Annotated in this window: 20 protein-coding genes; 14 read left to right on the top strand and 6 right to left on the bottom strand. The window is 61.5% G+C overall.

Annotated features, from left to right (window positions below; translation table 11 throughout):
- Positions 1 to 193: 193 nt before the first annotated feature.
- From AC19YX_RS20435 to AC19YX_RS20425, 3 genes are read right to left on the bottom strand one after another with little or no spacing between them, the layout of a single operon-like run.
- Positions 194 to 610, bottom strand: a complete 417-nt coding sequence (locus AC19YX_RS20435; RefSeq protein ID WP_500606865.1) for a DNA polymerase III subunit chi — start codon at positions 608 to 610, stop codon at positions 194 to 196.
- 7 nt (positions 611 to 617) lie between these two features.
- Complete coding sequence (locus AC19YX_RS20430) at positions 618 to 1,046, bottom strand: DNA polymerase III subunit chi (RefSeq protein ID WP_500606864.1); 429 nt, start codon at positions 1,044 to 1,046, stop codon at positions 618 to 620.
- A gap of 60 nt (positions 1,047 to 1,106) precedes the next feature.
- A complete protein-coding gene (locus AC19YX_RS20425) occupies positions 1,107 to 2,597 on the bottom strand; it encodes a leucyl aminopeptidase (protein WP_078469949.1) in 1,491 nt (496 codons plus the stop codon).
- Between the two features lie 309 nt (positions 2,598 to 2,906).
- Here AC19YX_RS20425 and lptF point away from each other — a divergent pair, with 309 nt between their 5' ends.
- The 8 genes from lptF to pdxJ all read left to right on the top strand — a co-directional run bounded on the left by lptF (position 2,907) and on the right by pdxJ (position 11,247).
- Positions 2,907 to 4,025, top strand: a complete 1,119-nt coding sequence (gene lptF, locus AC19YX_RS20420; protein WP_078469950.1) for an LPS export ABC transporter permease LptF — start codon at positions 2,907 to 2,909, stop codon at positions 4,023 to 4,025.
- Positions 4,018 to 5,079 (top strand): LPS export ABC transporter permease LptG, encoded by a 1,062-nt coding sequence (lptG, locus tag AC19YX_RS20415; protein WP_078469951.1) that lies wholly within the window; start codon positions 4,018 to 4,020, stop codon positions 5,077 to 5,079. Before lptF ends, lptG begins: the two co-directional genes overlap by 8 nt.
- A 171-nt stretch (positions 5,080 to 5,250) precedes the next feature.
- Positions 5,251 to 7,050 (top strand): translation elongation factor 4, encoded by a 1,800-nt coding sequence (lepA, locus tag AC19YX_RS20410; RefSeq protein ID WP_020298957.1) that lies wholly within the window; start codon positions 5,251 to 5,253, stop codon positions 7,048 to 7,050.
- A gap of 5 nt (positions 7,051 to 7,055) precedes the next feature.
- Complete coding sequence (gene lepB / locus AC19YX_RS20405; protein ID WP_020298958.1) at positions 7,056 to 7,910, top strand: signal peptidase I; 855 nt, start codon at positions 7,056 to 7,058, stop codon at positions 7,908 to 7,910.
- A gap of 203 nt (positions 7,911 to 8,113) precedes the next feature.
- Entirely contained in the window at positions 8,114 to 8,803 is a 690-nt protein-coding gene (gene rnc / locus AC19YX_RS20400; protein WP_020298959.1) for a ribonuclease III, read from the top strand.
- On the top strand, positions 8,796 to 9,698 hold the full coding sequence (gene era / locus AC19YX_RS20395) for a GTPase Era (RefSeq protein WP_020298960.1): 903 nt from the start codon (positions 8,796 to 8,798) through the stop codon (positions 9,696 to 9,698). Before rnc ends, era begins: the two co-directional genes overlap by 8 nt.
- A gap of 66 nt (positions 9,699 to 9,764) precedes the next feature.
- Positions 9,765 to 10,454 carry a DNA repair protein RecO gene (gene recO / locus AC19YX_RS20390; RefSeq protein ID WP_078469952.1) on the top strand — a complete coding sequence of 230 codons (690 nt, stop codon included), beginning with the start codon at positions 9,765 to 9,767 and terminating at the stop codon, positions 10,452 to 10,454.
- Positions 10,455 to 10,503: 49 nt separating this feature from the next.
- Positions 10,504 to 11,247, top strand: coding sequence for a pyridoxine 5'-phosphate synthase (pdxJ, locus tag AC19YX_RS20385; protein ID WP_020298962.1), 744 nt, complete (start codon positions 10,504 to 10,506; stop codon positions 11,245 to 11,247).
- Positions 11,248 to 11,401: 154 nt separating this feature from the next.
- Here the strand turns inward: pdxJ and mltF are convergent, their stop codons facing one another.
- A complete protein-coding gene (mltF, locus tag AC19YX_RS20380; RefSeq protein ID WP_078469953.1) occupies positions 11,402 to 12,862 on the bottom strand; it encodes a membrane-bound lytic murein transglycosylase MltF in 1,461 nt (486 codons plus the stop codon).
- A gap of 286 nt (positions 12,863 to 13,148) precedes the next feature.
- On the opposite strand from mltF, the gene purL reads away from it, so the two are divergent.
- Entirely contained in the window at positions 13,149 to 17,045 is a 3,897-nt protein-coding gene (gene purL, locus AC19YX_RS20375) for a phosphoribosylformylglycinamidine synthase (protein WP_078469954.1), read from the top strand.
- Positions 17,046 to 17,050: 5 nt separating this feature from the next.
- On the top strand, positions 17,051 to 17,362 hold the full coding sequence (locus AC19YX_RS20370; RefSeq protein ID WP_201129586.1) for a YqfO family protein: 312 nt from the start codon (positions 17,051 to 17,053) through the stop codon (positions 17,360 to 17,362).
- A gap of 71 nt (positions 17,363 to 17,433) precedes the next feature.
- Here the strand turns inward: AC19YX_RS20370 and AC19YX_RS20365 are convergent, their stop codons facing one another.
- Positions 17,434 to 17,937 (bottom strand): L,D-transpeptidase family protein, encoded by a 504-nt coding sequence (locus AC19YX_RS20365; protein WP_078469956.1) that lies wholly within the window; start codon positions 17,935 to 17,937, stop codon positions 17,434 to 17,436.
- A 192-nt stretch (positions 17,938 to 18,129) separates the two neighbouring features.
- Positions 18,130 to 18,681: an NUDIX hydrolase gene (locus AC19YX_RS20360; protein WP_500606863.1), complete on the bottom strand. Its 552-nt coding sequence runs from the start codon at positions 18,679 to 18,681 to the stop codon at positions 18,130 to 18,132.
- Positions 18,682 to 18,827: 146 nt separating this feature from the next.
- On the opposite strand from AC19YX_RS20360, the gene AC19YX_RS20355 reads away from it, so the two are divergent.
- From AC19YX_RS20355 to AC19YX_RS20340, 4 genes are all read left to right on the top strand, one after another.
- On the top strand, positions 18,828 to 19,427 hold the full coding sequence (locus AC19YX_RS20355; protein ID WP_020298968.1) for a CoA pyrophosphatase: 600 nt from the start codon (positions 18,828 to 18,830) through the stop codon (positions 19,425 to 19,427).
- Between the two features lie 55 nt (positions 19,428 to 19,482).
- Positions 19,483 to 20,007: a gamma carbonic anhydrase family protein gene (locus tag AC19YX_RS20350; RefSeq protein ID WP_020298969.1), complete on the top strand. Its 525-nt coding sequence runs from the start codon at positions 19,483 to 19,485 to the stop codon at positions 20,005 to 20,007.
- Positions 20,004 to 20,213 (top strand): DUF1289 domain-containing protein, encoded by a 210-nt coding sequence (locus AC19YX_RS20345; protein ID WP_500606862.1) that lies wholly within the window; start codon positions 20,004 to 20,006, stop codon positions 20,211 to 20,213. The genes AC19YX_RS20350 and AC19YX_RS20345 overlap by 4 nt, the downstream gene beginning before the upstream one ends.
- 203 nt (positions 20,214 to 20,416) lie before the next feature.
- Positions 20,417 to 20,884, top strand: coding sequence for a VUT family protein (locus AC19YX_RS20340; protein ID WP_078469960.1), 468 nt, complete (start codon positions 20,417 to 20,419; stop codon positions 20,882 to 20,884).
- Positions 20,885 to 20,904 lie beyond the last annotated feature (20 nt).

The raw sequence follows: 20,904 nt of genomic DNA, 5'->3' as shown, positions 1-20,904 counted from the left end.
AGCAAGCTACCGGCCAGCCGCATGCGCAGGCGTGACCGGGAAAGCAGTGGCGTTGCTTGTGGTCAGCGGCGCCTACGAAATCGGCCTGTAGCCGCTGCCGCAGGCTGCGCTGGCCGGGACTGACGCAAGAGAACTACCTGATGGAGCAAAGGCGTTGCGGATGACCCGCGCAGCCTCGCAAGCTCGGCAGGCGCTAAAGGTTATTCAGCAGCCGTTCCATACGTGCTTCGAGGCGGCGTTTGATTTCGGTTTCGATATGGGGGGCGAAGTCGTCGATCACGTCTTGCATGATCAACTGCGCCGCGGCGCGCAGCTCGCGATCCAGGTGCAGCAGGGCGTCCGGGCCGGAGTTGGCAACAGGTGCTGCCACTGCCGGGGTGGGCGCTGGTATAGGGGCTGGCGCCTCGACGGGTGCGGCGGGGGCGGGCTCAACGGCGGCCTCGGGTTGCTTGCCGCCGACCATGTCGAACAGCAGGGGGATTTGCACGTCGCCGTTCACGGTCTCAGTGAGCAGCGGCGGTTGCAGGTTGTCATCGCCGAGCAGTTGGCGGATCGACTCGAGGTCGTCCAGCAGGTGCGCGGACTTTTGCTGCGGTTTTGGAGTGTCCATCGGGTGCTCAGAGTCGCTGTAAACGGTGATCTTGCAGAGGATAGCCCTGTTCGCGATAGAAACGGAAACTCTCGCGGGCGGACTGACGAATCGTCGGGTCTTCGACCACGACTTCGGCGATCCGGGCAAACGCCTTGGCAAAGCCCGGGACTTTCAGGTCCAGGTTCACCAGCAGATCCTGGTGGGCGCCGCAGTCATCGCCCAGGCCAAGGACAATCAAGCCCTCTGGCTCGTTTTCGGCGGGGCCGTGGGGCACGAAGGTCTCACCTTTGAAGCGCCACAGGCGGGCATCCAGGTCTTCGCGCTGGGCGGCATCGCTGCAATGCAGGTAGATGCGGTGGCCCATGCGCCAGGCTTTTTCCGTGAGCTTGCAGGCAAAATCCAGGCGCGCTGAAGGATCCGCGCTGGGAAGGATATAAAAGTCGACTTTGGTCATTGCGATTCCTGAGCCTGGGCTGGCGCCGCCCGCAAGCGGCGCTGACCGAGGTCATGGGTTTCAGGCTTTGGCGCGATCCAGCAGGTACTGGGTCAGCAGGGGAACCGGACGGCCAGTGGCGCCCTTGTCCTTGCCGCCACTGGTCCAGGCGGTGCCGGCGATGTCCAGGTGCGCCCAGTTCAGGTTCTTGGTGAAGCGCGACAGGAAGCAGGCCGCCGTGATGGTGCCGGCTTTCGGCCCACCAATGTTGGCGATGTCGGCGAACGGGCTGTCCAGTTGCTCCTGGTACTCGTCGAACAGCGGCAGTTGCCAGGCGCGATCGTCAGCTTGTTGGCCGGCGCTCAACAGTTGGCCAATCAGCTCGTCGTTGTTGCCCAGCAGGCCGGAGGTGTGGGAACCCAGAGCTACGATGCAGGCACCGGTCAGGGTGGCGATATCGATCACCGATTGCGGCTTGAAGCGTTCGGCGTAGGTCAGGGCGTCGCACAGCACCAGGCGGCCTTCGGCGTCGGTGTTGAGGATCTCCACGGTCTGGCCGCTCAGGGTGGTGACGATGTCGCCCGGACGCGCCGCGCCGCCGCTTGGCATGTTCTCGGCGCAGGCCAGGATGCACACCAGATTGATCGGCAGCTTGAGCTCGAGGACCGCGCGCAGGGTGCCGAAGACGCTGGCTGCGCCGCCCATGTCGTACTTCATTTCATCCATGCCCGCGCCCGGCTTGAGGCTGATGCCGCCGGTGTCGAAGGTGATGCCTTTGCCGACCAGGGCAAACGGCTTCTCGGATTTCTTGCCGCCGTTGTATTGCATGACGATCAGGCGTGGAGGCTGGTCGCTGCCCTGACCCACGGCATAGAACGAGCCCATGCCCAGTTCCTTGATCTTTTTCTCGTCGAACACTTCGACTTTCAAGCCCTTGAACTCTTTACCCAGGGCCTTGGCCTGTTCGCCGAGGAAGGTCGGGTGGCAGATGTTCGGCGGCAGGTTGCCCAGGTCGCGGGTGAAAGCCATGCCATTGGCGATGGCCGTGGCGTGGGTGACTGCGCGCTGGACTTCAGCCTGGGCGGCCTTGATGGTCAGCAGGGTGATTTTCTTCAGGGCGCGGGGTTCGGCCTTCTGGCTCTTGAACTGGTCGAAGACATAGCCACCATCGACCAGGGTTTCGGCCAGCAGCCGGGACTTGCCGTAGCTGTCGCGGCCCTTGACCACCACTTCGTCCAGTGCCAGCACGGCATCACTGCCGCCCAGGCCCTTGAGGGTATTGAGTACGCCGCTGGCGATTTTACGGAACGGGCGGTCGCCGAGTTCAGCGTCCTTGCCGATGCCGACCAGCAGCAGGCGTTCGGCCTTGAGGTTGGCCACGTTGTGCAGCAGCAGGCTTTGGCCGACCTTGCCGGTCAGGTCGCCGCGCTTGAGGACGGCGCTGATGGCGCCGCCGCTGAGTTCGTCGAGTTGGCTGGCGACCGTGCCGAGCTTGCGGCCTTCGCCGATGGCGACCACCAGAGTGGCGGTCTTCAAGGTTTCTGGGCTAACGCTTTTTACAACCAGTTCCATGTCCGGATCCCTGAGGTAATGGTCAAAGAGCGCAAGGTCGATGCCCTGCGCGGGGCGTATCTATACATAGAAGAAAGTATCGTCAGCCAGCGACGACAAAGCCGCCAGTTTGAACCTCGCCGCCCGAGCCTGACAACCCTCCAGCGTGCGAACTTCGCCGCTTTAGAGGCCTGCATGAGCATGTGCAGTGACAGGCGCACGCATTCACAGGATAATGCGCCATCTTTTTTCGGCGGCCTGCCTTGGCGGGCCGGCTCGATACGTTTGCTTGTTTGGCCGCCTTAGCCTGACAGCCCTGGAGTGTCTGGTTTGATCGTCTTTCGTTATCTATCTCGCGAAGTTCTGCTGACCCTGAGCGCCGTGAGCGCGGTGCTGCTGGTCATCATCATGAGCGGGCGCTTCGTCAAATACCTGGCCCAAGCTGCCTCGGGAGCGCTGGATCCGGGTTCGCTGTTCCTGATCATGGGCTTTCGTCTGCCCGGGTTCCTGCAACTGATTCTGCCGCTGGGCCTGTTCCTCGGCATTCTCCTGGCCTATGGCCGGTTGTACCTCGAAAGTGAAATGACCGTGCTCTCGGCCACGGGCATGAGCCAGCAGCGACTGCTGGGCATGACCATGATTCCGGCCACGCTGATCGCCGTGCTGGTCGGCTGGTTGAGCCTGGGCCTGGCGCCGCAGGGAGCGAACCAGTTCCAGCTGCTGCTCAACAAGCAGGACGCCATGACCGAGTTCGACACCTTGGTGCCGGGTCGCTTCCAGGCGCTCAACGACGGTACTCGTGTGACCTATACCGAGCAGTTGTCCGAGGACCGGGCCAATCTGGGCGGCGTGTTCATTTCGGAAAAACGCCTGAACAAGGACAAGAAGGACCAGGGGATTTCGGTGCTGGTCGCCGAAAAAGGCCACCAGGACATCCGTCCGGACGGCAACCGCTACCTGATTCTGGAAAACGGCTATCGCTATGACGGCAACCCGGGCGAGGCCAATTACCGGGTGATCAAGTACGACACCTACGGCGTATTGCTGGCCAAGCCGGACGTCAGTGACGAAGTCACCGACCGCGACGCCATGCCGACCCGCGACCTGTTCGGCAAGACCGACCTGCGGGCCGTGGCCGAGTTGCAATGGCGCCTGTCGCTGCCGTTGCTGGTGTTTATCGTGACCCTGATGGCCGTGCCGTTGGCGCGGGTCAACCCGCGGCAGGGGCGTTTCCTCAAGCTGATTCCGGCGATTCTTCTTTATATGGCTTACCTGACTATCCTGATTGCCGCCCGTGGTTCCCTGGAGAAGGGCAAGCTGTCGCCAGTGCTGGGCCTATGGGGGGTGCATGTGTTGTTCCTGCTGGTCGGCCTGGCCCTGCTGTATTGGGAGCCTTTGCGCTTGAAACTGGCGAGTCGCCGCAGCGTGCAGGAGATGGCCCGTGGTTAAGCTCGATCGCTACATTGGTAGCAGTGTATTCATGGCCATCCTGGCGGTGCTGGGGATTATTCTCGGCCTGGCTTCGTTGTTCGCCTTTATCGATGAGATGGGCAGTGTCAGCGACAGCTATACCGTGATGGACGTGCTGGGCTTCGTGTTACTGACCGCGCCGCGTCGGGTGTACGAGATGCTGCCGATGGCGGCGCTGATCGGCTGCCTGATCGGCCTGGGCAGCCTGGCCAGCAACAGCGAACTGACCATCATGCGTGCGGCCGGTGTTTCGGTCGGGCGTATCGTCTGGGCGGTGATGAAGCCGATGCTGGTGCTGATGCTGGTCGGCGTGCTGGTGGGTGAGTACGTGGCGCCCGCCACCGAAAGCCAGGCCCAGGCTAACCGCGCCCTGGCCCAGGGTTCGGGCGATGCGCAAAGCTCCAAGCACGGCCTGTGGCACCGCCAGGGTGATGAATTCATCCACATCAACGCGGTCCAGCCCAATGGTTTGCTGTACGGCGTGACCCGTTACCACTTCGACAAGGAACGCCACCTGCTGTCCTCGAGCTTCGCCAAGCATGCCAAGTTCGACAAGGATTACTGGCAGCTGACGGATGTCACCACCACCTACTTCCGTGAAGGCCACACCGAGGTCATCAGCACCCCGGATGAGCGTTGGGACGTAGCGTTGAGCCCGCAATTGCTGAGCACCGTGGTCATGGCCCCGGAATCATTGTCGATCACCGGCCTGTGGGGTTATATCCACTATCTGGCGGACCAGGGCCTGAACAACGGCCGGTACTGGCTGGCCTTCTGGGTCAAGGTGCTGCAACCGCTGGTCACCGCCGCCCTGGTGCTGATGGCGATTTCCTTCATTTTCGGGCCTTTGCGCTCGGTAACCCTGGGGCAGCGGGTGTTCACCGGGGTGCTGGTGGGCTTTACCTTCCGCATCGCCCAGGACTTGCTGGGGCCGTCGAGCCTGGTGTTCGGCTTCTCGCCGCTGTTCGCGGTGCTGGTGCCCGCCGCTATTTGCACCCTGGCCGGCTTCTGGTTGTTGCGTCGCGCCGGCTGATGATGCCGCCGACAGGCGCTGCAGGATGACAAACGCCCTGGTCGCAAGATCGGGGCGTTTGCGCATTTGCCGGTGGCTGACAGGCGAACGTGACGCTAGCGCGGTGTTTCAGGTACAATTCCCGGCTATTTTTCGGCGGGCTATGCCTGCAGCCTTTTTGAGTGTTGACCTGTGAGTGATTTGAGTCATATCCGCAATTTCTCCATCATCGCCCACATTGACCATGGCAAGTCGACTCTGGCTGATCGCTTCATCCAGATGTGCGGCGGCCTGGCCGAACGCGAAATGGAAGCCCAGGTCCTGGACTCCATGGACCTTGAGCGTGAGCGCGGTATCACCATCAAGGCCCACAGTGTCACCCTGTATTACACCGCCCGCGATGGCATCAAGTACCAGCTGAACTTCATTGATACCCCGGGCCACGTCGACTTCACCTATGAAGTCAGCCGGTCGCTGGCGGCCTGTGAAGGTGCATTGCTGGTGGTGGATGCCGGCCAAGGCGTTGAGGCGCAGTCGGTTGCCAACTGCTACACGGCGATTGAGCAGGGCCTGGAAGTCATGCCCGTCCTGAACAAGATCGACCTGCCCCAGGCCGATCCGGATCGGGTCAAGGAAGAAATCGAGAAAATCATCGGCATCGATGCCACCGACGCGGTCGAGTGCAGTGCCAAGACCGGCCTGGGCGTCGATGAAGTGCTCGAGCGTCTGGTCAAGACCATTCCTGCGCCAACCGGCAACTACGAAGATCCGCTGCAAGCGTTGATCATCGACTCCTGGTTCGACAACTACCTGGGCGTTGTGTCCCTGGTGCGCGTGCGCCATGGCCGAGTGAAAAAGGGCGACAAGATCCTGGTCAAATCCACCGGCAAGATCCACTTGGTGGATAGCGTCGGTGTATTCAACCCGAAACACACCGCCACCACCGACCTCAAGGCCGGTGAAGTGGGCTTCATCATCGCCGGTATCAAGGACATTCACGGTGCGCCAGTGGGCGATACCCTGACCCTGAGTTCGACGCCCGATGTTGATGTACTGCCAGGCTTCAAGCGGATTCAGCCGCAGGTCTACGCCGGTTTGTTCCCGGTCAGCTCCGACGACTTCGAAGACTTCCGTGAGGCCCTGCAGAAGCTCACCCTGAACGACTCGTCGCTGCAGTACACCCCGGAAAGCTCCGACGCCCTGGGCTTCGGCTTCCGTTGCGGGTTCCTCGGCATGCTGCACATGGAAATCATCCAGGAGCGCCTCGAACGCGAGTATGACCTGGACCTGATCACCACCGCGCCGACCGTTATTTTCGAGCTGTTGCTGAAAACCGGTGAAACGATTTACGTCGACAACCCGTCCAAGCTCCCAGACTTGTCGTCCATTGAAGACATGCGCGAGCCAATCGTTCGCGCCAATATTCTTGTGCCGCAAGAGCACCTGGGCAACGTCATTACCCTGTGTATCGAAAAGCGTGGCGTGCAGCACGACATGCTGTTCCTCGGCTCCCAGGTCCAGGTGACCTACGATTTGCCGATGAACGAAGTGGTCCTGGACTTCTTCGATCGTCTCAAATCCACCAGCCGTGGTTATGCTTCGCTGGATTACCATTTCGATCGTTATCAGTCGGCTAATCTGGTGAAACTGGATGTGCTGATCAACGGTGACAAGGTCGACGCTCTGGCGCTGATCGTGCACAAGGATAACGCGCACTACAAAGGTCGCCAGTTGACCGAGAAGATGAAAGAACTGATTCCGCGCCAGATGTTCGACGTCGCGATCCAGGCCGCCATTGGCGGGCAGATCATTGCGCGGACCTCCGTCAAGGCACTCAGAAAGAACGTATTGGCCAAATGCTACGGTGGTGACGTTAGCCGTAAGCGCAAGCTGTTGGAAAAGCAGAAGGCCGGTAAAAAACGCATGAAGCAAGTCGGTAACGTGGAAATTCCACAAGAAGCCTTCCTTGCAGTGCTCAGGTTGGATAGTTAGGTCCTATGTCACTAAATTTCCCGCTGTTGCTGGTCATCGCTGTCGCCGTTTGCGGTTTCCTGGCGTTGCTCGATCTGATCTTTCTGGCGCCACGTCGGCGTGCGGCCATCGCCAACTATCAGGGCAGCGTCAGCGAGCCGGATGGGGTGGTGGTCGAGAAACTGAACAAAGAGCCTTTGCTGGTTGAATACGGCAAGTCGTTCTTTCCGGTGCTGTTCATCGTATTGGTGCTGCGTTCGTTTCTGGTGGAGCCGTTCCAGATCCCTTCGGGCTCGATGATGCCAACCCTGGATGTAGGCGACTTCATCCTGGTGAACAAGTTTTCTTACGGGATCCGCTTGCCGGTGATCGACAAGAAAGTCATCGAAGTCGGTGATCCGAAACGCGGCGATGTGATGGTGTTTCGCTACCCGAGCGACCCCAACGTCAACTACATCAAGCGTGTAGTCGGCCTGCCGGGTGATGAAGTGCGCTACACCAGCGACAAGAAGCTGTTCATCAATGGTCAGCCGGTCGCTGAACTGTTGGTGGGCTCGCAGCCCGGTAGCCTGGGCAGTGCGGAGCTGTACAAGGAAAAACTCGGCGAAGTCGAGCACCTGATTCGCAAAGAGATGAGTCGCTACCACGCCCCGACCGATGGTCAGTGGGTGGTCCCCGCCGGTCATTACTTCATGATGGGCGACAACCGCGACAACTCCAACGACAGCCGTTACTGGGATGATCCGAGCATTCCCAAAGACTTGCTGGGCATGGTTCCCGACAAGAATATCGTCGGCAAGGCCTTTGCAGTCTGGATGAGCTGGCCCGAACCGAAACTCAGCCACCTGCCGAATTTCTCGCGGGTTGGCCTGATCAAGTAATCACACCCACGGCGCTGTTGAACACAGCGCCGAATGCTTTTCTGGAGCGGGGATAACGGCGAACGACCGGGATCGCCCAGGCTCCAGAAGCATGCAGTCAACGATATTCAGGATGTGCATTTGAACACTGCGTTAATTGCCACAGGCACTGTATGCCTCCCTATGGTGGTGAAATTCGACCACGAACTCAGCGTGGGTAAACCGTGAGCGTTTCTTTGAGCCGTCTCGAGCGTCAGCTCGGCTACACCTTCAAGGACCAGGAACTGATGATCCTGGCCCTCACTCACCGCAGCTTTGCCGGGCGCAACAATGAGCGCCTGGAATTCCTCGGTGATGCCATTCTCAACTTCGTGGCCGGCGAGGCGCTGTTCGAGCGTTTCCCCCAGGCTCGCGAAGGCCAGTTGTCGCGTTTGCGCGCGCGCCTGGTAAAAGGTGAAACACTGGCCGTACTGGCCCGTGGTTTCGACCTGGGCGAGTACTTGCGCCTGGGGTCCGGTGAGTTGAAGAGCGGCGGTTTTCGTCGTGAGTCGATCCTTGCCGATGCCCTGGAAGCCTTGATCGGTGCGATCTACCTGGATGCCGGCATGGACGCAGCGCGCGACCGCGTGCTGGCCTGGCTGACCTCCGAGTTCGACAGCCTGACGCTGGTCGACACCAACAAAGATCCCAAGACCCGCCTGCAGGAATTCCTGCAATCGCGTGCCTGCGACCTGCCGCGTTACGAAGTGGTGGATATCCAGGGTGAGCCCCATTGCCGGACGTTCTTCGTCGAATGTGAAATCACCTTACTGAATGAAAAAAGCCGAGGTCAGGGTGTCAGCCGTCGTATTGCCGAACAGGTAGCGGCCGCTGCAGCACTGATTGCCCTGGGCGTGGAGAATGGCCATGACTGATTCAACTGCAACACGCTGTGGCTATGTCGCCATCGTCGGCCGCCCGAACGTGGGCAAATCGACGCTGCTCAACCACATCCTCGGACAGAAGCTGGCCATCACCTCGCGCAAGCCGCAGACCACCCGTCACAACATGCTCGGGATCAAGACCGAGGGCGCTGTCCAGGCGATCTACGTCGACACCCCAGGCATGCACAAAGGGGGCGAAAAGGCCCTCAACCGCTACATGAACAAGACCGCTTCGGCGGCGTTGAAAGACGTCGACGTGGTGATCTTCGTGGTTGATCGCACCAAGTGGACCGACGAAGACCAGATGGTTCTCGAGCGCGTGCAGTACGTGACCGGCCCGCTGATCGTCGCGCTGAACAAGACCGACCGCATCGAAGACAAGGCCGAGCTGATGCCACACCTGTCCTGGTTGCAGGAGCAGTTGCCGAACGCGCAGATCATGCCGATATCGGCCCAGCACGGGCACAACCTCGAAGCGCTGGAGCGAGTGATCGCCGAGCACCTGCCGGAAAACGATCACTTCTTCCCTGAAGACCAGATCACTGACCGCAGCAGCCGCTTTCTCGCCGCCGAGCTGGTGCGCGAGAAGATCATGCGCCAGATGGGGGCCGAGCTGCCGTACCAGATCACCGTGGAAATCGAAGAATTCAAGCAGCAGGGCAAAACCCTGCATATTCATGCGCTGATTCTCGTCGAACGCGATGGCCAGAAGAAAATCATCATTGGTGACAAGGGCGAGCGCATCAAGCGCATCGGCACCGAGGCGCGCAAGGATATGGAAGTGCTGTTCGACTCCAAAATCATGCTCAACCTGTGGGTCAAGGTCAAAGGCGGCTGGTCCGACGACGAGCGCGCCCTGCGTTCCCTGGGCTACGGCGACCTGTAATAGCGCCGGCTCTTGGAGTGGGGGAGTGCGCTCCCTCACCCTCTCTCACCTGAGAACCGGACACTGATGTCTACCCACCCCCCCGTCGGCCAGCCCGCTTATGTCCTGCACAGTCGCGCCTACCGCGAAACTAGTGCCCTGGTCGACTTCCTCACGCCCCAAGGCCGCCTGCGTGCGGTACTGCGCAGTGCGCGCGGCAAGGCCGGAACCCTGGCCCGGCCATTCGTGCCACTGGAAGTCGAGTTTCGCGGGCGCGGCGAGCTGAAGAACGTCGGGCGCATGGAAAGTGCCGGCGTCTCCACCTGGCTCAATGGCGAGGCTCTGTTCAGCGGGCTCTACCTCAATGAACTGCTGATTCGTCTGTTGCCTGCCGAGGATCCTCATCCGGCGGTCTTCGATCACTATGCCGCGACCTTGCTGGCCCTGGCCGAGGGGCGTCCCCTGGAGCCCTTGTTGCGGGCGTTCGAATGGCGGCTGCTGGATGACCTGGGCTACGGCTTTGCCCTGGACAGCGATATCCATGGCCAGCCGATAGACGCCAAAGGCCTGTACCGCCTGCAAGTGGATGCCGGGCTGGAGCAGGTTTACCTGTTGCAGCCGGGGTTGTTCAACGGCACCGAGCTGCTGGCCATGGCCGAGGCCGACTGGAGTGCCCCCGGTGCGCTGTCGGCCGCCAAGCGCTTGATGCGCCAGGCCCTGGCGGTGCACCTGGGCGGTCGGCCATTGGTCAGTCGCGAGTTGTTTCGCAAGCCCTGATCACCCCGTATGCTGTGCGCCGAATCTTCATTTATTCAGGAGCGCTTCCGTGACCACCAGCAATCGCATTCTTCTTGGCGTGAACATCGACCACGTCGCCACCTTGCGTCAGGCGCGGGGCACCCGTTATCCCGATCCGGTCAAGGCCGCGCTGGATGCAGAAGAGGCGGGCGCTGACGGCATCACCGTGCACCTGCGCGAAGACCGGCGGCACATCCAGGAGCGCGACGTCGTGCTGCTCAAGGACGTGCTGCAGACCCGCATGAATTTCGAGATGGGCGTTACCGAGGAAATGATGGCGTTCGCCGAACGCATCCGTCCGGCACACATCTGCCTGGTCCCGGAAACCCGCCAGGAACTGACCACCGAGGGCGGTCTGGATGTCGCAGGCCAGGAAGCGCGGATCAAGGCCGCGGTCGAACGCCTGTCGAAAACCGGCGCCGAAGTGTCGTTGTTCATCGACGCGGATGAGCGGCAGATCGAAGCTTCCCGCCGTGTCGGCGCCCCGGCCATCGAGCTGCACACCGGGCGCTACGCCGATGCGCAGACCCCAACCGAGGTCGCGCAAGAGCTGCAGCGTGTGGCTGAGGGCGTGGCAATCGGCTTGGCTCAAGGGCTGATCGTCAATGCCGGGCACGGCCTGCATTACCACAACGTCGAGGCGGTGGCGGCAATCAAGGGCATCAACGAACTGAACATCGGTCACGCCCTTGTGGCCCATGCCTTGTTCGTCGGCTTCAAAGGCGCCGTGGCGGAAATGAAGGCCCTGATCCTGGCCGCCGCCAAAGCCTGACCCAACTCTGTAGCTGCTGCCGACAGGCTCGGGCCGCGTTCGGACGCTGGCCGTGCCGGGCGCCGTGGGGTGTCAGGTAGATTGATGCGTTGCGGATGGCCAGCGCAGCCTCGCGGGCTCGGCAGCGGCTACGGGATGTATTGAGAGTGGGGCTTTAGAGCGGTGGGTTTTCCGCCGGGGGCTTGGTCTTGTCGACACCGGGCACGTGCAGATTGCCTTCAGCCACCTGGTCGCCTTCCAGCTGCGGCTGCGTGACCCAGGTCAGGATGTCGTAGTAGCGCCGGATGTTGGCCACAAAGTGCACCGGCTCACCACCCCGGGCGTAGCCGTAACGGGTTTTGCTGTACCACTGTTTCTGCGACAGCCGTGGCAGCATTTTCTTCACGTCCAGCCACTTGTTGGGGTTGAGCCCCTCTTTCTCCGCCAGCTTGCGCGCGTCGTCCAGGTGGCCGGTGCCGACGTTATAGGCGGCGAGGGCGAACCAGGTGCGATCCGGTTCCTCGATCTTGTCGTCCAGTTGTTCCTTGATATAGGCCAGGTACTTGGCCCCGCCGCTGATGCTCTGCTTGGGGTCCAGGCGGTTGGACACGCCCATGGCCTGGGCGGTGTTTTGCGTCAGCATCATCAGGCCGCGCACGCCGGTCTTGGACGTCACCGCGGGCTGCCACATGGATTCCTGGTAGCCGACCGCTGCCAGCAGGCGCCAGTCGACTTTCTCCTGCTTGGCCGAGGCCTTGAAGTGCTTCTCGTATTTGGGCAAACGCTGCTGCAGGTGCTGGGCAAAGGTGTAGGCGCCCACGTAGCCCAGAACATCCACGTGCCCGTAGTAGCGATCTTTCAGGCGCTGCAGGGTGCCGTTCTTCTGCACCTTGTCGAGGTAGGCGTTGATCTCGTTGAGCAGACTGTTGTCTTCGCCGGCGGCCACGGCCCAGCTCTGGTTGCTGGCGTCGCCGAGGTCGAAGGCCACGCGCACGTTGGGAAAGTACACCTGGTTCATCGCCACTTCGTTGGAGTCGACCAGGGTCAGGTCGATCTGCCCTTCGTCGACCATGCGCAACAGGTCGACCACTTCCACCGCATCCGATTCTTCGTATTCGATGCCGGGGTACTTCAGCTTCAGATCGGCCAGTTGCTCGGCGTGGGTGCTGCCCTTGAGCACCATGATGTGCTTGCCCACCAGGTCGGCGGCGTTGGTCGGCCGGGACTGGCCGTTGCGATAGATGATCTGCGGGGTGACTTCAAGGTAAGGATGGGAAAACCTGACTTGTTGCTGGCGTTTCTCGCTGCTGACCAGACCGGCAGCAGCCAGCACCGGGCCGTTAGGTTTACCCAACTGGCCAAAAAGGTCATCGAGGTTGTCGGCGGTTTCGATCTTCAGCTCAACGCCCAGATCGTCGGCGAAGCGTTTCACCAGCTCGTATTCGAAGCCGGTTTCGCCATTGCGATCCTGAAAGTAGGTGGCCGGGCTGTTACGGGTGACCACCCGCAGCACACCATCCTCCTTTATACGCTCCAGGGTGCTGGGTTTTTCAACACAGGCACCGAGCATCAGGAAGAGTCCGGTTGCGATGAGCCATCTGGCACAGCGCGGACGTAAAGCCATAGGGGAAAACATTTGCGCAGTATACGCAAAGGACCACGGCCGCCATATCTCGACAGATAAGGGCTGGTCTGCTAGAGATTCGCCGCCGGCGCTGGAGCCCTTGTGAATGGCGGCTCGCTGCTCAATGTGACGCTTAAAATAACCCTTCTGAATGGGCCTGATGCCTCTTTGTTATAGCCGGCGGTCCCTGGGCCGACGTCTGGCCGCAGTCTCGCGTGCCGTTTCGGGTGCCGTGGCGGGCGCTTTAGGCTAGAATGCACGGCCTCAAAGCACACCCCTTCCCGAGGCTGTCCCGAAGATGTTGATCCTGCGCGGCGCTCCTGCCCTTTCTGCCTTTCGCCACAGCAAACTCCTTGAGCAACTGAGCCGATCTGTCCCGGCTGTCAGTGGCTTGTATGCTGAATTCGCTCACTTCGCCGAAGTCACCGGCGACCTGACCGGCGACGAACAGCAGGTGCTTGCGCGCCTTCTGAAGTACGGTCCAAGCGTACCGGTCCAAGAACCGACCGGTCGCCTGTTCCTGGTGCTGCCGCGGTTTGGCACCATCTCGCCATGGTCGAGCAAGGCCAGTGATATCGCCCGCAACTGTGGCCTGGCAAAAATCCAGCGCCTGGAGCGCGGTATTGCCTTCTACGTGGCCGGTGAGTTCAGCGATGTCCAGGCGCAACAGATCGCCGACGTCCTGCACGACCGCATGACCCAGATCGTTCTGGGCAACCTGGAACAGGCTGCCGGCCTGTTCAGCCACGCCACGCCCAAGCCGCTGACCGCCATCGATATCCTCGGCGGTGGTCGCGAAGCGCTGGAAAGCGCCAACCGCGAATTGGGCCTGGCCCTGGCCGAAGACGAAATCGATTACCTGATGAGTGCCTTCCAGGGCCTCAAGCGCAACCCGCACGACATCGAACTGATGATGTTCGCCCAGGCCAACTCCGAGCATTGCCGGCACAAGATCTTCAATGCCAGCTGGGACATCGACGGCCAAAGCCAGGACAAGAGCCTGTTCGGCATGATCAAGAACACCTACGTGATGCACAGCGAAGGTGTTCTGTCGGCTTATAAGGACAACGCCTCGGTGATCGTCGGCAACGTCGCCGGCCGTTTCTTCCCGGACCCCGAGACCCGCCAGTACGGCGCGGTCCAGGAGCCGGTGCATATCCTGATGAAGGTCGAGACGCATAACCACCCGACGGCGATCGCCCCGTTCCCGGGCGCGTCCACCGGCTCCGGTGGCGAGATCCGTGACGAGGGTGCCACCGGTCGCGGCGCCAAGCCCAAGGCTGGCCTGACCGGTTTCACCGTATCCAACCTGCAGATCCCGGGTTTTGAGCAGCCGTGGGAAGTGCCGTATGGCAAGCCCGAGCGCATCGTCACCGCGCTGGACATCATGATCGAAGGCCCGCTGGGCGGCGCCGCGTTCAACAACGAATTCGGCCGTCCAGCCCTGACCGGCTACTTCCGTACCTTCGAGCAATCCATCACCACCCCGCGTGGCGACGAGGTTCGTGGCTACCACAAGCCGATCATGCTGGCCGGCGGCATGGGTAACATCCGTGCCGAACACGTACAGAAAGGCGAGATCACCGTCGGCTCCAAGCTGATCGTGCTCGGTGGCCCAGCCATGCTGATCGGCCTGGGCGGCGGCGCTGCTTCCTCGATGGCCACCGGCACCAGCTCGGCTGACCTGGACTTTGCCTCGGTACAGCGCGAAAACCCGGAAATGGAACGCCGTTGCCAGGAGGTCATCGACCGTTGCTGGCAGTTGGGTGACAAAAACCCGATCAGCTTCATCCATGACGTCGGTGCGGGCGGTTTGTCCAACGCCTTCCCGGAACTGGTCAACGATGGCGACCGTGGCGGCCGTTTCGAGCTGCGCAATATTCCCAATGACGAGCCGGGCATGGCCCCGCACGAAATCTGGTCCAACGAATCCCAGGAGCGTTACGTCCTGGCCGTCGGCGCTGAAGATTTCGAGCGCTTCCAGGCGATCTGCGAGCGCGAGCGCTGCCCGTTTGCCGTAGTGGGCGAAGCCACCGCCGAGCCGCAGTTGACTGTCACCGACAGCCACTTCGGCAACAGCCCGGTGGACATGCCTCTGGAAGTGCTGCTGGGCAAAGCCCCGCGCATGCACCGTTCGGCGGTCCGCGAGACCGAGCTGGGCGATGATTTCGACCCGAGCAGCCTGTCCATCGACGACTGCGTGGAGCGCGTCCTGCACCACCCGGCCGTGGCCAGCAAAAGCTTCCTGATCACCATTGGCGACCGGACCATCACCGGCCTGGTTGCCCGTGATCAGATGGTCGGCCCGTGGCAGGTCCCGGTGGCTGACGTGGCCGTCACCGCCACCAGCTTCGACGTCTACACCGGTGAAGCCATGGCCATGGGTGAGCGCACGCCGCTGGCCCTGCTCGACGCACCGGCGTCCGGGCGCATGGCGATTGGCGAAACCCTGACCAACATCGCGGCTTCGCGCATCGAGAAAATCTCCGACATCAAACTGTCGGCCAACTGGATGTCCGCTGCCGGCCACCCGGGTGAAGATGCGCGCCTGTACGACACCGTGAAAGCGGTCGGCATGGAGCTGTGCCCAGAGCTGGGGATCACCATTCCGGTGGGCAAGGACTCGATGTCCATGGCCACTCGCTGGAGCGACGAGGGCGTCGACAAGAGCGTGACCTCGCCGCTGTCGCTGATCGTTACCGGCTTCGCGCCAGTGGCGGATATCCGCAAGACCCTGACCCCCGTGCTGCGCATGGACAAGGGCATCACCGACCTGATCCTGATCGACCTCGGCCGTGGCCAGAACCGCATGGGCGCCTCGATCCTGGCCCAGGTTCACGGCAAGCTCGGCAAGCAGGCACCGGACGTCGATGACGCCGAAGACCTGAAGGCCTTCTTCGCAGTGATCCAGGGCCTCAACGCCGACGGTCACCTGCTGGCCTACCACGACCGTTCCGACGGTGGTTTGCTGACCAGCACCGTGGAAATGGCCTTTGCCGGTCACTGCGGCCTGAGCCTGAACCTCGACGGCGTGGCTGAAACCTCGGCCGACATCGCCGCGATCCTGTTCAACGAAGAGCTGGGCGCCGTTATCCAGGTACGCCAGGACGCCACTCCAGACGTACTGGCACAGTTCAGCGCTGCCGGCCTGGGCGACTGTGTGTCGGTCATCGGCCAGCCACTGAACAACGGCGAAGTCAGCATCACCTTCAATGGCGACACCGTTTTCTCCGGCCAGCGTCGTCTGCTGCAACGTCAGTGGGCTGAAACCAGCTACCAGATCCAGCGCCTGCGGGATAACGCCGACTGCGCCGAGCAAGAGTTCGACGTGCTGCTGGAAGAAGACAACCCGGGCCTGAGCGTCAAGCTGGCCTTCGACGTCAACCAGGACGTGGCCGCGCCTTACATCAAGAAGGGCGTCCGTCCTCAAGTGGCGGTCCTGCGTGAACAAGGCGTCAACGGCCAGGTGGAAATGGCTGCGGCCTTCGACCGTGCGGGCTTCAACGCGATCGACGTGCACATGAGCGACATCCTTGCCGGGCGTGTCGACCTGAACGACTTCAAGGGCATGGTCGCTTGCGGTGGCTTCTCCTACGGCGACGTACTGGGTGCCGGTGAGGGCTGGGCCAAGTCGGCGCTGTTCAACAGCCGTGCGCGGGACGCCTTCCAGGGCTTCTTCGAACGTACCGACAGCTTCACGCTGGGTGTGTGCAACGGTTGCCAGATGATGTCCAACCTGCACGAGCTGATTCCGGGCAGCGAGTTCTGGCCGCACTTTGTGCGTAACCGTTCCGAGCAGTTCGAAGCCCGTGTGGCCATGGTCGAAGTGCAGAAGTCGAACTCGATCTTCCTGCAGGGCATGGCCGGTTCGCGCATGCCGATCGCCATCGCCCACGGTGAAGGCCATGCCGAGTTCGCCAACGAAGACGCTCTGCTCGAAGCCGATCTGTCCGGTTGCGTGGCCCTGCGTTTCGTCGACAACCACGGCAAGGTCACCGAGAACTACCCGGCCAACCCGAACGGCTCGCCGCGCGGGATCACCGGTCTCACCAGCCGTGACGGTCGCGTCACCATCATGATGCCGCACCCGGAGCGGGTGTTCCGCGCGGTGCAGAACTCCTGGCGCCCGGAAGAGTGGAACGAAGATGCGGCGTGGATGCGCATGTTCCGTAACGCTCGGGTCTGGGTGAACTAAGGGGCATGTACAAGCTCAGCTTCTTCGTTCCTCCCAGCCATGTGGACGTGGTCAAGAGCGCTGTATTCGCCGCCGGTGGCGGGCGGATCGGTGCCTACGACCACTGCGCCTGGCAGGTGCTGGGCCAGGGTCAGTTTCGCCCGCTGGACGGCAGCCAGCCGTTTCTCGGGCAAACCGGCCTGGTCGAGCAGGTCGAGGAGTGGAAGGTCGAGCTGGTGGTGGCTGATGAGCTGATCCGTTCGGTGGTGATGGCCCTGAAACAGAGCCATCCCTACGAAACGCCGGCTTATGAGGTTTGGCGCCTGGAAGACTTCTAGGCCCGCCATTGCGAAAAAGCCCGCTGAACCGGTAACGGTCAGCGGGCTTTTTCATGGGGCGGAGCCAGCGCTCAGGGGCGGATTTCAATCATGGTGCCGTCCTTGACCAGGCCCCAGACTTCTCGCATATCGACGTTGCGCATGGCAATGCAGCCGTCGGTCCAGTCCAGGGTGTGGAAAAACTGCTCGGGGTAGTCTTCGCTGTCCGGCGTGCCGTGGATCATGATCATGCTGCCCGGTGGAACGCCTTCGCGGCGTGAGCGGGCGGAGTCGCTGATATTCGGGTAGGAGATGTGCATGGCCAGGTTGAAGCGATCGCTGGTCTTGCGCCAGTCGAGCCAGTAGAAGCCTTCCGGCGTGCGTTTATCGCCTTCCATCAGTTTTGGTCCCTTGGGCTGCTTGCCCAGGGAAATGCGATAGGTCTTGAGCGGCTTGCCGTCGTTAATCAGTTGCAGTTGGTGGGCCGACTTGAGGACCAGCACTTTTTCGATGATCTTGCCGTCCAGGGTTTCTACCGTAGAGGCGTGGGACGCAACAGTGAGTGACAAGCAGAGAAGGGCAAGCAACCAGCGCATTGAAACGATATCCCTAGGCGTACACCGGTGCTGCGTACGTTTTATTGTTTAAAAATCTGTTCGCAGATCTGCTGCGCTTGGATCATGTGGCGCTAAAAGTGCCTTCGAAATGCTCATTTAGCGGCCTAAATTGCGCTTTTTCAGCCATTTTTTGTCCAGCCTGAGCGTCTCTCGCCAGATCGGGAGCAGGTTCTACGTGATGGCCGGCTGAGCGAGCGGAGGAATCGACTCGGAGCGCACGGGGAAGTCCTCGGTGTGCCGATCAGCGAAAAAGCATTCTAAGGTACGCCCGACCGTGCGGAAAGCCAGCTCGGACCAAGGGATCTCCGACTCATCGAATAAGCGCACTTCCAGGCTCTCTTCTCCGGCGGCAAAGTCCAGGTCCGCCAGCTCGGCGCGAAAAAACACGTGCACCTGGCTGATATGGGGGACGTCGATCAAGGTGTAGATGCTCAGGTTGCGGACCCGGGCGCAGGCTTCTTCGGCGGTTTCGCGGATGGCGGCCTGTTCGATGGTCTCGCCGTTTTCCATAAAGCCTGCGGGCAGGGTCCAGTAGCCACGGCGTGGCTCGATGGCGCGGCGACACAGCAGCACCTGGGTGCCCCAGGTCGGCACGCAGCCGGCGACGATATTCGGGTTCTGGTAGTGGATGGTCTGGCAGTGGTCGCAGACAAACCGCAGGCGTGAGTCGCCCTCGGGAATACGCTGGGTTACCGGTTTACCGCACTGGCTGCAAAATTTCATGCTGGGCTTCCGAAAAGGCTGGGCCTATCTTGGCGTGCGGCCAGTTTGTCGGCAAGTTGTCGTTAAGCGACATGCCAGGGGCCGGGGGTTGGGCCGATGCCGGGATTGGTGCATGATGCACGGTAGCCAACAGATCGAGATGACTCATGCTGGACGAGCTACTTCATCGGGTAACCAACCATACGCCACGAACGCTGGAGACTGATCGCCGTTTTCCGGAGGCGGCGGTGCTGGTGCCTATTACCCGCAGTGAAGAGCCGGAACTGGTGCTGACCCTGCGTGCCAGCGGGCTGTCGACCCATGGCGGTGAAGTGGCGTTTCCCGGTGGAAGGCGTGACCCGGAAGACCCTGACCTGATCTTCACCGCACTGCGCGAGGCGCAAGAGGAGATCGGCCTGCCTCCAGGGCTGGTGGAAGTCATTGGTCCCTTGAGCCCGCTGATTTCGTTGCACGGGATCAAGGTCACACCCTATGTCGGGGTGATTCCCGATTATGTCGAGTACCTGGCCAACGACGCCGAGATTGCCGCGGTGTTCAGTGTGCCGCTGGAGTTCTTCCGCCAGGACCCGCGCGAGCATACCCACCGCATCGACTATCAGGGCCGCAGTTGGTATGTGCCCAGTTATCGCTTTGGCGAATACAAGATCTGGGGTTTGACGGCGATCATGATCGTCGAACTGATCAATCTGCTGTATGACGCCAAAATCAGCCTGCATCACCCCCCCAAGAGCTCTATCAATATTTGAAGCCATCGCTCGTATGGCATGAACCCGCGGCCGCCTGAGCCCTGAGGATAAGAAGATGAAATACCGCCTGGGCGATGCCCGAGTTGAAACCCACCCGCAAAGCTGGGTCGCCCCGAACGCCACGCTGGTTGGCAAGGTCAAGCTGGAGGAGGGCGCCAATGTCTGGTTCAACGCGGTGTTGCGTGGCGACAACGAACTGATCCTGATCGGCAAGAACAGCAATGTGCAGGATGGCACGGTAATGCACACCGATATGGGCTACCCGCTGACCATCGGCACGGGCGTCACCATCGGCCATAACGCCATGCTGCATGGCTGCACCGTTGGCGATTACAGCCTGATCGGTATTAACGCGGTGATCCTCAACGGGGCGAAAATCGGCAAAAACTGCATCATTGGCGCCAATTCGCTGATTGGCGAAGGCAAGGAAATTCCCGATGGCTCGCTGGTGATGGGTTCGCCTGGCAAAGTGGTGCGCGAACTGACCGAGCCGCAAAAGAAAATGCTCGAAGCCAGTGCCGCGCACTATGTGCACAACGCCCAGCGCTACGCCCGTGACCTGGTCGAGCAAGAACAATGACCAGCACCGAGCGCCCGGTTGCCTCGCCCTGCGTCAGCATCTGCGCCCTGGATGATGACGACATCTGCACCGGCTGCCAGCGAACCGTGGATGAAATCACCCGCTGGAGCCGCATGGACAACGACGAGCGGCGCAAAGTGCTCAGCCTGTGCCACGAGCGAGCCAAAGCCAGCGGCCTGGTGTGGATGGTGGGCACCTCCAACTGACCTGTAGCCGCTGCCGCTGGCTGCGCTGGCCATCAGACACCGTCCATTCCATCCGGATTCACGATCTCTTTTAGGGCCAGCGTCCGAACGCGGCCCGACCCTGCGGCAGCGGCACCGGTGGGATGATTGGAGGGCGGCAGATTTTGCGTGCGCCTGGCCGCTCAAGTACCCTGTGCGCCTTATCTACAGGTACCTTTCGCGCCATGCTCTTCCTGATCGCTTACATCAGCAGCGTCGTGCTGATCAACTACGCCTTTTCCAGCGCCCCGCATCTGGACATCATCTGGTCGGCCTGGGGCGGGTTGGTGTTTGTGCTGCGCGATATGGTGCAGACCCGCTTCGGCCACGGTGCACTGCTCGCCATGCTGGCGGCGCTGGTGCTGTCTTACGTGACCTCCGATCCGACGATCGCCCTGGCCAGCGCCACGGCATTCGCGGTCTCCGAGTGCATCGACTGGCTGGTGTTCAGCATTACCAAGCGCCCGCTGCACGACCGGCTATGGATCAGTTCGGCGCTGAGCATCCCGCTGGACACCTTTATCTTCTTCGGCCTGATCGACGCGTTGACGCCTGGAGTCGTGCTCACCGCATTGGGTTCCAAGTTCGCCGGCGTGACGGTGGTCTGGCTGGCCATGGCCTGGCGCTTGCGCAAGGCGACGTGCGCCAGCTGAGGCCAAATCCCGCGGTTCAT

Source organism: Pseudomonas sp. MF09150 (genome assembly GCF_059862355.1).
The sequence above is the reverse complement of the archived record's forward strand: the minus strand, read 5'-3'. Positions and strand labels throughout refer to the sequence as shown.